Here is a 14,235-nt window from a genome sequence, read left to right as displayed (position 1 = left end):
CAGGCATAAACATGGAAGAAAAAAGCGCCAATACGACATATTCCGTCATCATAGCCGTATATAACCGGCTGGATGAGGTCAAAGAATTGCTTGATAGTGCCGAAGCCTTAGAAGGAGACCGTTCTCTTTTCGAACTTCTGTTTGTAGACGACGGTTCAAAAGACGGCTTTAAAGATTTCATCCGGCAATATTCTTCTCCCAGCGGTTTACAGATACGAGCCATTTTCCAACAAAACCAAGGGCCCGGAGCTGCCCGTAATTTCGGCATGAGTCAGGCCAAAGGGGATTATTTCATTTTTGTAGATTCAGACTGTATGTTCCCCCCGCATTGGTTGACGGAAATCGAAAAAACACAACGAATACAATCCTACGATGCTTTCGGAGGACCGGATACTTGCCATCCTTCGTTTTCCCCCCTGTTGAAAGCCATCAACTATTCGATGACCTCATTTATCGGTACCGGAGGGACTCGCGGCAGTAAAAGGCATATCGGAAAATTCTACCCCCGCAGTTTCAACATGGGTATATCCCGGAAAATATACGAAACAATCGGAGGCATGGGAGGACTACGTCACGGACAGGACATGGACTACTCCATGAGGATATACAATGCGGGATTTAAAGTCGGGTTGATTCCCGGGGCTTTTGTCTATCATAAACGCCGTACCAGCATTCCTAAATTCTTCAGGCAGATATTCAACTGGGGTGTCGCCCGGATTAACCTGACCCGCAGGCATCCGCACACATTGAAAGCCGTACATCTATTGCCCACATTACTACTTGTCGGGCTGGTCCTTATCGGGATTCTTTCTTTTTTACTACCCGCACACGCTTCTCTGATTTGGGCCGTTATCGGATGCGGATTCATCGGTATCTGCCTGCTTGCCTTTTTACAATCTTATTGTAAATACAAGAGCTGTAAAACGGCTTTGCTCTCTATATTAACCCTGAACATTCAAGTGTTCGCTTACGGGGCAGGTCTAATTTGGGGGTTATGGAATACCCTGAAAGGAAAAGAAGTAAAAGGTTTCTCCAAAAATTATTACGGTAAAAATAAATAACCCATGAAACGACTATTATTTTTCACCCAAAGTTTCCCTTATAGTTACAAAGAACCTTTTATCGAGAATGAAATCGGTTACCTGTCAGAAGCTTTCGACGAGATTACAATCCTTCCTTGGATAGGCGAGGGAGAGATCACGCGTAAAGTTCCGTCCAATTGCAGGGTATTAAAACCCATGCTCAGGAACGACCGGGATACGATCTTGTCGGGCATCTTTTGTTGGGCCCCGGTTTTTTATTTTATTCGCCGATTCTTTTCGGACAAAGCCTATACCAGTCTAAGCAAAGCTATAAAATACATCTCGGTATCTATCTTTTGCCGAGCTATCCTCTCTAATAAAGATTTTAAAAAAGTTAACGACGAATTTAAAGACGAAACCGTTTATTTTTATTGGGGTATCGGTACGGCCTATGTGCTTCCCTTCATTAAAAATACCCGTAAAAAGATCGTCCGTTTTCACGGAGCGGATATATATTTAGAGAGAAGATCCAATCGATATCTTCCATTCCGCAAAGAAGTTTACACGCATCTGACACAAGCCGTCTATATCTCCAAACAAGGTTTGGATTACGCCTTGGAACGATACGGGAAATATCATTTTAATGCCTGTTATAGCTATTTAGGTACACTGGACCATGGGGTTAAAAAATCTTTCCCGCCAGATGCAACCATCCATCTTCTGAGCTGCTCCAACGTAATTCCTGTCAAACGGGTAGCGCTAATTCTGGAAGCCCTACAAACCATTCAGGAACAAAAAATCGAATGGACCCATATCGGAGACGGTAATCTATGGGAAGAATTAAAAGAAAAAAGCCGACATCTCCCTGAAAACATAAAGGTAAACTTCACCGGTAGATGGAGTAATAAGCAAGTCATCGAATATTATCAAACACGACCTATCGATATCTTTATCAACGTCAGTTCCAGCGAAGGATTACCCGTGGCAATCATGGAGGCCATCTCCTTTGATATTCCGATCATTGCAACAAATGTAGGAGGAACACGTGAAATCGTTACTTCGGAAACCGGTATGCTGATCGCTCCCGATTCTTCTCCCGAATTCATCGCTACCCAAATCCGTGAAGTATACAAGATCAAGGATACGTTTCACCCCCGCGAATTATGGTTGGAAAAATTCTCCGCAAAGAAGAACTATCCCGATTTCATTCAACACGTTTTATTACCGGTTCCTAATAAATAAGCATACCGTTTACTCAACTCCTCCATATGCTTTTCTATCCCGTATTTTTCCTTGATATGAAGAGCCGCTTTCTGCGCTTTTTCCCGGTATTCTTCGGGATGAGCATAGAAATCCAGAAAAAAGGACAACAACCGCTCTACCTCTTTTGTTTTATATAACACAGCTAATCTTCCCTCTTCCGTCACTTCCCGCATCACCTCCCAATCGTTTACAAAAACAGGGATTCCGGCAGCAATAGCCTCTATGACGGCAATACCGAAGGTATCGTGTTCCGTAGAGTAGATAAAAGCGTCCCATTGTGCCAAAAGAGAAGGGACATCCGACCTTGTCCCCAAAAAACAGACTTCTTCCTGTAGACCTTCGGTCTCACAGAAACGGACACATTCGTCATACAGATGAGGATAACGGGAATCTTTTCTACCTGCAAACAGAAATCGAAAAGGAATACCCGTTTTTTTCAACAAAACCAGAAACCGACAAATCGTTATCTGGTCTCTTCCGGGAACAAAATTACCGACACTCCCGATTAATAATCCGGGTGATTCAAAAGTTTCCCCTCTCCCCCGTTGTTCGAATTTAGCGAAATCGATCCCGTTGTAAACGACCTGACTCCGGTTCGGGGGAAAATGATATTTTTTTTCGTAATACGACTTTTGTACTTCACTCACGAAAATATTCAAATCCGCATGCCGGATCATCCATTTCATAAAAAAACGCCCCTTCGCCGTCTGATGATAATCATAACCGTGAAACGTTTGAATTATCTTTATCCCGCATCCTCTTGTGGCTAACCAAGCATAACAAGCTTCCAACGAATGTTGGGCATGAACAATATCTACTTTTTCCCGGCAAAGCAACCTTCTCAAACGAAGGATGTAAGATAAATCCATCCCTCTTCGGGGTGTCATCTTAAACAAGGGAACTCCCGTGGCTTTAAATGCATCCGAAATACCCCCCTCTTCCCGGTAAATACAGACGATTTGATAAGAAGCCGTGTTCGCCCGGGATAAAATATCCAACAAGAGAGTCTCCATACCTCCCCGATTTAACGCTCCAAGGAAATAAGCCACTTTCATACTTTCTTATTTTTATGTTTCCGCTTTAAAAACAAAAGATATCCTAAAGGATAACAACACAAGGTCCTTATTTTATTCGACGAATCTTCCAGAATACGCCTCTTTTTACCGGCCAGAGCGTAGCTGACATAATTGATCGTGTTTACCCACCTCTCTTTCAAGGTCTCGGCATACATTGCCTTCTGGTTACTATATAAAGCACACCCGATCGGATTATCCTTTCTTAACCTCGCGTGGTTACGAGTATAACCATCCTCCAGATAGTTACATACAATAATAATCTGAGGCAAAACCGACAGCTGAAATTGCCGGTCTATCTGATTATACACGTAGGCCTCAGAGATAAATTTCTCACCTTCGATTTCGGGAAACAAGAACGAACGAAGAATCTCCGTTCTATATACCAATGTCGAATCTCCCCGAAAACCGTATTTATACAAATCCTTCAATGTCGAATTTCGCTCATAAGGAAACCTTCCGTCCAACAGGGTCTCTTCGGTATTTTTCCCCCGGTAGCCCACGATCCCGGCAATCGTCGCCTCTCTCCCCTTCTCCTTCCAAAAGGATAAAATTTTCTCTACCCCGTCATCTACCAAATAATCATCTGAATCCACACACACAAATAATTCGGTCTCCGCACTCTTTACCCCCCTATTATGGGCCCTCATCTTTCCGCCGTTTTCCTGGTAAATATATTTTATGGAAATACTTCCTTCCGATTGCCAGGTTTTTATAAGCTCTTCCGTTTCGTCTTCCGACCCGTCGTCCACGACCAACCATTCAAAGTTTTTATTACTCTGACGGCATAAACTCTCGTATAATCGTCCTAAAGTATAAGCCCGGTTATAAGTTGGGGTAAAAACAGTCAATTTTTTCATCATCTCTTCCTCCATTTCAGCCATTTAAAAATTAGATCATCCGCTAACTGATTTACTTCGGGAGAAAGATGTAGAAAATAAATAAGCACACCTCCTGCGATACACATAACCGTACTCCGGAATATTCCGTCCGACCAAGGGTTGTCTATTTCCGGTAAGACGACATTCAACCCGAATAATAACAAGAAAACCCCTAATAATCTAAGCGTATTCCACGTATAAGGATTCCCCTTCACTTTCGCAAATACAAGCCATTGTTGAACCGTATGGGAAAGAACACAGGTCAATAATGTCGCTACGGCAGCCCCAGTCATTCCCAATATCGGTATCAGCCAACTGTTCGTGAGAATAGTGATAGCCGTAATAAAAAAAGTAAAATAAAGACCCCAATAATAGTATTTGGAGAAACTAATCAACGTATAGCCAAACCCTAAAAACATCACGATCAAACGAGAAAGACCGATAAAGAAAACGACCCATTTGCCGGCCCGATAATCCGCTCCGTTAGGAATAATATCGAATATATTGTCAATATTGATCCATAAAAGTAAAAAGAGAAATCCTCCGATTAATAACTGATGAAGCGAAACCTTTTTATACAGGGCATTCGCCTTTTCGAAATCACCGGCTCTCAACGCTTCCGCCGCTACCGGAGAAGAAATAGCCGTAATCGAACGGGAAGGAATATCGATAATGGCAACCATATAAAAGGCAATGGTATAGATCCCACCGTAATTCAACCCCATCTCCGCACTCACCATAAAAAGATCCAATTTACTGGTGATGCTTCCCCCGATAACCCCTACCATTAGAAAAGCGGTATACTTCAAAATATCTTTACGAAGATCTTTGTTTATAAAAGAAAAATCATGCTTTAAAGAGACGGAGCCTATTCGAGAAGCATACCATAGATTTAAAAACATTGCAATCCCATACACGGCAATATAGGTAACGACCAACCCGGTCATGCCCGTCACATGAATAGCATATAAGATGTAAACACCGATCAACAACAAGCGGATCACCACTTCCCGAATCAATTTGGGAACAGCGATTCTCATCAACAAATTAGAGTAGGTTTCGAATACCCCGAGGTAAACGATAAAAAACATCAAGGGAAACAACCAGTTATAGTAATCCACGAAAAGAGCCGAGTTCTGCTCAAAATAGGCAGAGACAGGCTGTTTCAGGAACCATGCCACAGGAACAAAAAGGCAACACCCGATTAAAGGCAGAATTACAAGATAGAAAAAGAAACCGTTATTCCGCCCGTCTTTACTTTTAAAAGAAGGAAAAAAGCGAATAGCGGAAGAGGTTGTCCCCAACTGAACGAAAGTTCCCAATAAGGTTGCAGCTTCAAATAATACCCGGGTTAAACCGATCTCTTCAGAAGTTAAAAAACGAGTCACGATAAACATCGTGGAAAGGAAACCGATAAAAGCCCCCACGTAATTTACAACTGTGCCTTTTATGCTTTGCCGGATAATAACCCCCATGAACCTTTGTACTTATAGATTTATCGCGCAAATAGTAAACAAAAATAGGAATTATTTATCGATAATGGGGGTTTGACGATTATATTTTTTATTTTTGTCCCTGTTTCATCATAAGTTAAAGAATTTATCCATGAAAAAAATCAACTTCAAACCGCTATACCCGCATTTCATTGCCTTAATTCTTTTTATCATCATTTCTTATGCCTATTTTCCTGCTCTCTTTGAAGGTAAAATCGTGCATCAATCGGATATCTCTTCCTGGAGAGGTGCCGCCAACGAAATTTTGGAATTCCAAAAAAAGACCGGGGAGGAGACGTTATGGACCAACTCCATGTTCAGCGGTATGCCCACGACGATGATCCTGACTAAATATAAAGGGAACTACCTCGAATACATATACAAACAATTGTTTATCGGTGCACGTCCGGCAAGTTACCTCATCATCGCACTCTTTAGTTTTTATTTGCTGATGTTGGCCTTTGGCGTAAACGCTTGGTTAGCGATTGCAGGCGCTCTGGCTTTCGGCTTTTGTTCCTACAATTTCCAGATCCTGCTGGTAGGACATAATGCTAAAATGATGGCCATCGCTTTTATGCCGCTCGTCCTGGCGGGAGTCGTCTACGCTTTCCGAAAGAAACGATTATTAGGCGCCCTCTTATTCGGTTTGGCCCTCTCGTTCGAAATCACGGCAAACCATCCTCAAATTACCTTCTATCTGGCATTCGTCATTATCGCCTATGGCATCGGACAACTCTATATCGCTATCAAAAACAAAACATTACCTGCTTTCCTTAAAACAGCCCTCCTATTGGTGGTAGCGGCCGGTTTGGCCGCAGGGACCAATGTCAATCACCTATGGCCTACCTGGGAATATGGAAAATATACCATGCGAGGAGGCTCTGAGTTAACCTCCGACAATCCGTCCGACAAAACAAAGGGTTTGGATAAAGAGTACGCCACGGCCTGGAGTTACGGGATAGACGAAACATTAAATTTACTGATTCCCAACTTTAAAGGAGGCAGTTCACAGGGAGGATTAGGAACCAATTCGGAAACCTACAAATACTTAAAACAACAGGGAGTAAAGGAAGTCGATCAAGTTATTCGGCAATTAGGAACTTACTGGGGACAACAACCCTTCACGGCCGGTCCGATGTACATGGGAGCCATCGCTGTCTTTCTTTTCGTGCTGGGAATCGTTTTGATCAAAGGTCCGATGAAATGGTGGATCGTAGGAGTTACTTTATTGGCCCTGTTTTTGGGCTGGGGACGAAATTTTATGTTCTTCTCCAATATCTTCTACGATTATGTACCTCTATACAATAAATTCAGGGTACCGTCCATGATCCTGATCATTTTACAACTTACGATCCCCTTGTTGGGCATTTATACCCTAAACCAAATATTTAATCAAAAGTTTGACAAGAAAACTTTGGTCAAAGGATTAAAAATTGCTATCGGTATTACCGGAGGTATTTGTGCCGTTTTTGCCCTGATTCCCGGCTTGGCCGGTAATTTTACGGCACCCGTAGACCAACAGTATTATGACTGGCTACGGGCATTGGTGATTCAAGACAGAATATCCATGCTGCGGGCCGACGCTTTCCGCTCTTTAATCTTTATTCTCTTGGCAGGAGCCGTGATCTGGGCGGGAGTTATCCAAAAATTAAAATTTTCTCAAATGGCCATCATCCTCAGTCTTTTGATACTGACGGATATGTGGACCATCGACAAACGTTACCTGAACAATAACCATTTTGTTACTCAAAAAGAATTTAATAATCAATTCCGGGCTCGTCCGGTCGATTTGGAAATCTTAAAAGATAAAAATCCGAATTATCGGGTATTGGATCTGGCTGTAAACGTGTTCAATGATTCCCACTCCAGCTATTTTCACAAAACCATCGGCGGCTATAGTGCGGCAAAATTACAACGCTATCAGGATATAATCGATTATTTCATTATTCCCGAGATTCAATCTTTCCAAAAAGATGTAAATGCGACACAGACTCTTGCGGGAATGGAAGAGAGTCTGAAAAAGCAAAAGGTGTTGAATATGCTTAACACGAAATACATTATCCTGAACGCCAACACCTCTATTGAAAATCGATCTGCCCTCGGGAATGCTTGGTTTGTACAGGATTATAAACTGGTAAACACGCCAAAAGAGGAATTGGTTACGTTACAGGCAATAGATCCGGCTGAAGTAGCTGTTATCAACGAAGAATTTAAATCGATTATTCAAGATAAAGGCTTCAACTACGACGAAAACGGAGAGATCGTATTAACACAATATGCTCCCAACCGACTGGAATACAAGAGCAAAGCCGCCAATGAACAACTAACATTATTTAGTGAGGTCTATTACCCCAAAGGTTGGAAAGCTTATATCGACGGACAAGAAACCGACCTTTTCAGAGCCAATTACATTCTGAGAGGCATGATTATCCCGGCAGGGGAACATACTATTGTACTCGAATATAAACCGGAATCTTATTATATGGGAGCTAAAATTTCAGCTATATGTTCCGGCATATTATTACTATTATTGCTCGCGTATATTGCCGTGGGTATAAAAAAGATCCTAATATCTCCTAAAACCACCATGAATTAAAAAGACAAAACATAAATAAGAATATTCTGGTACGTTTTTTGCTCAAAAATGTCCCATAATGTTAATACATCTATAAATAATTCACTTTATAATCTCAAATACGTAAAGTATTGCTTAACCAGAAAAATAAATTATGAGAAATTACTTTATCCTTCTTTTTTTTACAGGTATACTGATATTAAATGCCTGTACGAAAGTAGATAAACTTAGTGATGAAGCCAATATTACTTCACTTGCCGTTACCGGAATAAGCCCTCAAGGCATCCAAATCGATCAGAACAATATAACCATCGAGAATAATATTGTTTCCATACCTTTGAAGTACGGAAGAAAATTATTCCCGTTAACTTTATCTACTGAAATAAAATTTTCATCAACAACCGACGGAACGATGAGCACCAACGCTCAACCGTTGAATTTGAAAGAATTTACGTTCAACGATGTGTATACACCACAAACTTTTTATCTGATTTCAGAAAGTGGTGTTCCTCATTTAGCCCAGATCATACTTATAGATCAACCGAACGCCGAAATTTCCGATTTTAAAATCACCAATTTCCCGGAAGATAAAGTGAGTGCAAGAATCCGAAATAATTACGTACGAATCGTCTTTAAGGACGCCATTGAAGAGTGGCCAATCGATATCGAGGCACAAATCTCCCATATCGGAGAGTGGAAGGAGGGTTCCGATATTACTTCTTTCCATTTCGAAAAACCGGGAGATGTAAAACATTTGACACTAATAGCCGACAATGGAGACGAAAGAGTATGGAATATCCAGATTGTACCGCCTATTGAAAATTCAGATTTCGAATTATGGATCAACGAGGGAACCATAGATGTAAATATCGATCCGATCCCGGGGAAGGGTTTCGGTTGGGCTACCGCCAATAACATGTTTGTACAAGGGACTTTACCCGTTTCGAATAACGGGGGAAAAGCCGCCCAAATCTCCACCGATATCCAAAGTATAGGTTTTATCGGAGACCTCGTTACAGCCGGAACTCTGTTTACCGGTTATTTTAAGATGAATATATCCAAACTGGACGATCCGAGAGCAATGACCTACTTCGGTATCCCGTTTATTAATCGACCGGCCTCTCTCTCCATAGATGCAAAATATAAACCGGGAAACACGTTACAGCAATCCGTTAAAAATAAAGACGGCAAATATGTTTTGACAGAAGCAAAAGGAGTCGACGAAGGGCGTATCTGGGTCAAATTATTACATTGGAACGGAAAAGGGGAATTAGAGTATCACGATAGAGATATACCGGACCTGACCGTCATAGGAGAAGGAGATTTTGTCCTTAAGGGATCGGATCTCTCCTTACGCGATTGGAAGAACATAGTCATACCTATCAAATATACTTCCGACCTGGAACCTACCCACATCAGTATCGTCATGACTTCCAGTAACAAAGGGGACTTTTTCCTCGGAGCCAAAGGAAGTACATTAACTGTTGATAACCTCACGTTCAAATACTAATCTACCATGATGAAATATATTTTTTTACCCGTCTTGATTATTCTTTGTTCCCTGACTCTTTTTGCACGAAAAACGGAACAAACGCTTCCATCCGCTCAACAGGATAGTATCGATCGTAAAAATGTTGAATACCGGTTCGCCTTAGGAGTTCAATTGGGAACCGATATCGGGGGAGCTATTCCTTTTCCTTTCAGTAATGTCCCTGATCCGTTTAATCCCTATCCGAAACTTTCCCCTTCTTTAGGTGCAAAATTCACCTTCCCGGTAGATCGTTACTGGACCATCGGAGCCGAAATCACCTATAAAAAGGTTGCCATCGATGCCGATGCCAGGATAGAAAATCAACGTTTCAACGATGCCAAAAACGATGTCATTGCCCGTTTTACAGGATCGGCTGAAATGAATATGGACTTCACCATGATGGAAGTACCCCTCTATTTTAAATACACGTTCCGGAACCAAAAAGACCGAATTCTTGCAGGAGGCTATTTTGCCTGGATCATTAAAGGAAAGTTCAACGTTACCGTAAATAAAGGTTTTATGATGGACGATAACGGAGTCTACACGGGAGCCATCGATGACGAACCGTTAAAAATTAACTTTAGCGATATCTTGGATACATGGGATGCGGGACTGATCGCAGGATACGAACGCAAATTATTCTCCAGGGTAGAAATCGGATTACGAGTATCATGGGGGTTTAAAGATATCTTCAAGCCAAGTAATCAATATTTCGATTACAAAATGCTCCAGATACGAGGAACCCTGGTCGTAAGTTATAACTTGTTTGATATAAAACCGCCCCGCTTGAATCCTTTCCGGCATAAAAACATATAATAAATTATAGATTTAGAGATTCTGTGATTAAGTGATTGAAAATAACCCACGGGGACGGGTGCAATGTGCTATTCTAATTGTAGATTAAAAGGATTCTGGGATTAAGAGATTTGGTGATTCCGGGATTGGAGAGAAATTTACGATTTCGGATTTTAGATTGATGATTTAAAAATGGCAAAATCAGGAACTCTATCTAATCTGTAAACTATAAATAAAAAAGGGAAAAGATAAAACGAAAGGGCATAAATAGTGAGCGGCGAGTGTACGTGTTCGATTTTCGGAACGACCGGACGACGGATTGTCCGAGCGTAGCGAGTCCCGGAGGGCAGTGAATGAAAAGCATTACACGACCGACGGAAACGTCCCCGCCCCGGAGGGTTAGCCCGTAACGATTGTAGATTAAAAAACAAAGAAATTTGGAGATTAGGGGATTAAAAGATTCTATGATTTTGGATTTAGAGATTAAGTGTGATTAAAAGAATTTGCGATTTATGATTTAAAGACAGCAAAATTGGAATTGAAGCAAATATCAATTTACAATCTACAATTTAAAATTTACAATCAGACGGATTTAGTCATTGGGATTTCGAATTATAGATTGACAATTCAAAGAGGGTGGGAGCAGAAGTTCAATCGCAAATCAAAATTAATTTCAGGCTCTTACTCTCTCCAATTAATTTACAATTGTCAATTAATCAGCTTCTATCAGTTTATACAACTTATCTCCTCTACGCAGAAACGATTCGACAGGCATAGAAAAAAGAGTACCTTTATCGACTTGTTGAATCGGTTGCAAATCAACCCGAAGTTCGGGAACATGCATTTGCACGACCCCGGTTGTCGGTCCCATAATTAAAACCTCGTCTCCGACTTGCAAATCATAGGATTCCAACTTAAATTCACCCACGTGCAGTTTTGTAAAATAATTGGTCACTTTCCCAATGCAAACCTTTTTTTTCGTGGCTTTTGAACCGTATACCTCACTCCACTCTCCCAGGCGTTGTCCCAAATAATAACCATCCCAGAACCCCCTGTTAAACACGGTGGAGAGCCGTTTTTTCCAATACCCGATTTTTTCAACGGAATAACTTCCATCCACATAAGCATCCAACGCTTCATTGTAACACTCGCATACCGTTTTCACGTATTCGGCAGAGCGTGCCCGTCCCTCAATTTTAAACACCCGCACCCCGGCATCTATCAGTTTATTAATAAAACCTATCGTACACAAATCTTTGGGCGACATAATATATTTCCCGTCCACTTCCAACTCGACCTCGCTATCCGTATCTTTCACGGTATACGAACGACGGCATATCTGGTAACAAGCTCCCCGGTTGGCAGAAGCGTTCATCTCGTGCAAGCTCAAATAACACTTACCGGAAACAGCCATACACAATGCCCCATGGGCAAACATTTCGATTTGCATGAGCTCTCCCTTGGGGCCTCTTAAATCCTGTGCTACAATTTGGCGATGAATGGTCATAACCTGATCCAGATCCAATTCCCGGGCCAACACGACCACATCGGCAAATTGAGAATAAAATTTTACCGCCTCAAAATTAGTAATATTACATTGAGTACTGATATGCACCTCTACACCGATAGAACGGGCATAAAGAATAGCAGCCATATCCGAAGCAATGATAGCCGTCAGACCGGACGATTTCACACAATCGATAATCTGGCGCATCTTCTCCAATTCGTTATTATAAATAATCGTATTGACGGTTAAATAAGTCTTTACCTCCCTTTCCCTGCACTTTTCAACGATATACTTTAAATCCTCCAGCGTGAAATTGGCCGAAGAACGGGAACGCATATTTAATCCTTCCACGCCGAAATAAACGGAATTCGCTCCTGCCTGCAAGGCTGCTTCCAAAGACTCATAAGAACCCACGGGAGCCATTATTTCAAAATCTGTTCTTTTCATACGATACATTTAGAACGGCAAAAGTACACTTGTTCAGCGAAAATAAAAACTGAAATTGAAAATTAGTGTATTAGAGAAGCGAAACAATTGAATCTATCTTTTAAAGAAATCGTATATTCCCGTAAAACGAGAAAAAACAATCCTATGACACATCCGAAATCTCCCACACTCGTTCAGGCCGTTATCCCTATTCTCTTTTTAATAGGGCTGTTATTTTTAAATGTTCTTTATTTTGAAGACCCATTGGGAGGAGCCAATCAAATCGCACTTATGATTGCAGCGACCCTTAGTGGCCTGATCGCCTGGAAGAATCACGTGGACTGGAAGCACATACAAAGTAAAATTCTCAGTACCATCAATTCGGCCATGCCGGCTATTCTTATCCTCCTCCTGATAGGAGCCTTGAGTGGAACCTGGATGCTAAGCGGAATTATTCCCACGATGATCTACTATGGAATAGACCTGATGTCTCCCTCTTATTTTCTTGTCGCTTCCGTCGTCATATCCGGTATTGTTTCTCTGGCAACCGGAAGTTCATGGTCCACGATTGCAACCGTGGGTGTCGCAATCATTGGAATAGGGCATGCTTTCGGTATGAATTCCGGTATTGTTGCCGGAGCGATTATTTCCGGTGCTTATTTCGGGGATAAAATGTCCCCCCTTTCCGACACTACCAATCTGGCTCCGGCAATTGCCGGAACCGATCTGTTTACTCATATCCGCTACATGATTTACACGACCGTACCGACTTTAATCATTACCTTAATTATTTTTGTTATCATCGGGCTAACCCACACCAATGAAATAGATTTGACCGGCACGGAAACAATTAAGACCGGCATAACCGAAACTTTCCGGATTACTCCCTGGCTATTACTGGTTCCCCTTCTATTAGCATTCATCATCATTAAAAAAGTTCCTCCTATTCCGGCTATGTTAACAGGTATTGCTTTAGGTATTCTATTTACTTTCATTTTTCAAACCGAACTACTTGATAACTTGACAAAAGGAGAGGCGTTCTCCAACAAATACCAAATTATCTTACAAGTCATTTCCAGTAAAATGGAATTATCAACAGGGTCTCCCGGCATCGACCGTTTACTCTCCACCCGAGGAATGGAAGGAATGCTCGGTACAGTATGGTTAATCCTGATGGCCATGGTCTTCAGCGGAGTGATGGAAGCCGGAGGATCCTTGAAAAGGATAAGCGAAGCCATGGTTACTTTTATCAGGAATGACACTTCGCTTGTGACAACGACCATCGGTTCTTGTATCCTTTTCAACATCTCGGCTTGCGATCAATACCTGTCGATTGTCGTACCGGGAAAAATGATGCAAAAGATTTATAAAGAACACGGGCTTAAACCCGAAGTTTTAAGCCGGGCATTGGAAGATTCAGCTACCGTTACCTCCGTCCTGATTCCATGGAACACTTGCGGAGCAACTCAATCACGTGTACTGGGAGTTGCTACTTTCGACTATCTTCCCTATTGTTTCTTCAATTTAATCAGCCCACTCATGAATATCTTTATTACCGCCATTCATTACAAAATCCGGAAAATATCAAAATAATAAACTACTAATACAAAGTATATTACAATCAAAACACTCCTCATATAAAAAAATAATTACATTTTTAATTTGAAAA

General features: G+C 41.5%; 10 protein-coding genes. 6 read left to right on the top strand and 4 right to left on the bottom strand.

Going from position 1 to position 14,235, the window contains the following annotated elements:
• Positions 1-11: 11 nt before the first annotated feature.
• Together QZR76_RS03060 and QZR76_RS03055 are read left to right on the top strand one after the other, a co-directional pair.
• The gene (locus tag QZR76_RS03060) at positions 12-1,061 is read left to right on the top strand and encodes a glycosyltransferase (RefSeq protein ID WP_294140293.1); all 1,050 of its coding nucleotides are present in this window, start codon (positions 12-14) and stop codon (positions 1,059-1,061) included.
• Positions 1,062-1,064: 3 nt separating this feature from the next.
• Complete coding sequence (locus QZR76_RS03055) at positions 1,065-2,264, top strand: glycosyltransferase (RefSeq protein ID WP_294140291.1); 1,200 nt, start codon at positions 1,065-1,067, stop codon at positions 2,262-2,264.
• Here the strand turns inward: QZR76_RS03055 and QZR76_RS03050 are convergent.
• The 3 genes from QZR76_RS03050 to QZR76_RS03040 are packed head-to-tail and all read right to left on the bottom strand — an operon-like array spanning position 2,231 to position 5,714.
• Positions 2,231-3,340 (bottom strand): glycosyltransferase family 4 protein, encoded by a 1,110-nt coding sequence (locus QZR76_RS03050; protein ID WP_294140289.1) that lies wholly within the window; start codon positions 3,338-3,340, stop codon positions 2,231-2,233. The two genes, QZR76_RS03055 and QZR76_RS03050, sit on opposite strands and share 34 nt — an antisense overlap.
• Entirely contained in the window at positions 3,337-4,221 is an 885-nt protein-coding gene (locus QZR76_RS03045) for a glycosyltransferase family 2 protein (protein ID WP_294140288.1), read from the bottom strand. Before QZR76_RS03045 ends, QZR76_RS03050 begins: the two co-directional genes overlap by 4 nt.
• The gene (locus tag QZR76_RS03040; RefSeq protein ID WP_294140286.1) at positions 4,218-5,714 is read right to left on the bottom strand and encodes a lipopolysaccharide biosynthesis protein; all 1,497 of its coding nucleotides are present in this window, start codon (positions 5,712-5,714) and stop codon (positions 4,218-4,220) included. The genes QZR76_RS03045 and QZR76_RS03040 overlap by 4 nt, the downstream gene beginning before the upstream one ends.
• A gap of 130 nt (positions 5,715-5,844) precedes the next feature.
• Here QZR76_RS03040 and QZR76_RS03035 point away from each other — a divergent pair, with 130 nt between their 5' ends.
• The 3 genes from QZR76_RS03035 to QZR76_RS03025 all read left to right on the top strand — a co-directional run bounded on the left by QZR76_RS03035 (position 5,845) and on the right by QZR76_RS03025 (position 10,654).
• Complete coding sequence (locus QZR76_RS03035) at positions 5,845-8,328, top strand: YfhO family protein (protein WP_294140284.1); 2,484 nt, start codon at positions 5,845-5,847, stop codon at positions 8,326-8,328.
• A gap of 133 nt (positions 8,329-8,461) precedes the next feature.
• Positions 8,462-9,817, top strand: a complete 1,356-nt coding sequence (locus QZR76_RS03030; protein ID WP_294140283.1) for a PCMD domain-containing protein — start codon at positions 8,462-8,464, stop codon at positions 9,815-9,817.
• 6 nt (positions 9,818-9,823) lie between these two features.
• Entirely contained in the window at positions 9,824-10,654 is an 831-nt protein-coding gene (locus tag QZR76_RS03025) for a porin family protein (RefSeq protein WP_294140282.1), read from the top strand.
• A gap of 691 nt (positions 10,655-11,345) precedes the next feature.
• Here QZR76_RS03025 and QZR76_RS03020 read toward each other — a convergent pair.
• Positions 11,346-12,587, bottom strand: a complete 1,242-nt coding sequence (locus tag QZR76_RS03020) for a peptidase U32 family protein (protein ID WP_294140280.1) — start codon at positions 12,585-12,587, stop codon at positions 11,346-11,348.
• Positions 12,588-12,731: 144 nt separating this feature from the next.
• Between QZR76_RS03020 and nhaC the strand changes: the two genes are divergently transcribed.
• Entirely contained in the window at positions 12,732-14,159 is a 1,428-nt protein-coding gene (gene nhaC, locus QZR76_RS03015; protein WP_294140279.1) for a Na+/H+ antiporter NhaC, read from the top strand.
• The last annotated feature ends 76 nt before the right edge of the window (positions 14,160-14,235 follow it).

The sequence above is a fragment of the uncultured Sanguibacteroides sp. genome (assembly GCF_900543425.1).
In the GTDB taxonomy this organism is placed as follows: Bacteria; Bacteroidota; Bacteroidia; order Bacteroidales; family Marinifilaceae; genus Gabonibacter.
The sequence above is the reverse complement of the archived record's forward strand: the minus strand, read 5'-3'. Positions and strand labels throughout refer to the sequence as shown.

Coding starts and splice junctions, on each gene's coding strand:
- QZR76_RS03060 (WP_294140293.1), top strand. CDS start 12: ATGGAAGAAAAAAGCGCCAATACGACATATTCCGTCATCATAGCCGTA.
- QZR76_RS03055 (WP_294140291.1), top strand. CDS start 1,065: ATGAAACGACTATTATTTTTCACCCAAAGTTTCCCTTATAGTTACAAA.
- QZR76_RS03050 (WP_294140289.1), bottom strand. CDS start 3,340: ATGAAAGTGGCTTATTTCCTTGGAGCGTTAAATCGGGGAGGTATGGAG.
- QZR76_RS03045 (WP_294140288.1), bottom strand. CDS start 4,221: ATGATGAAAAAATTGACTGTTTTTACCCCAACTTATAACCGGGCTTAT.
- QZR76_RS03040 (WP_294140286.1), bottom strand. CDS start 5,714: ATGGGGGTTATTATCCGGCAAAGCATAAAAGGCACAGTTGTAAATTAC.
- QZR76_RS03035 (WP_294140284.1), top strand. CDS start 5,845: ATGAAAAAAATCAACTTCAAACCGCTATACCCGCATTTCATTGCCTTA.
- QZR76_RS03030 (WP_294140283.1), top strand. CDS start 8,462: ATGAGAAATTACTTTATCCTTCTTTTTTTTACAGGTATACTGATATTA.
- QZR76_RS03025 (WP_294140282.1), top strand. CDS start 9,824: ATGATGAAATATATTTTTTTACCCGTCTTGATTATTCTTTGTTCCCTG.
- QZR76_RS03020 (WP_294140280.1), bottom strand. CDS start 12,587: ATGAAAAGAACAGATTTTGAAATAATGGCTCCCGTGGGTTCTTATGAG.
- nhaC (WP_294140279.1), top strand. CDS start 12,732: ATGACACATCCGAAATCTCCCACACTCGTTCAGGCCGTTATCCCTATT.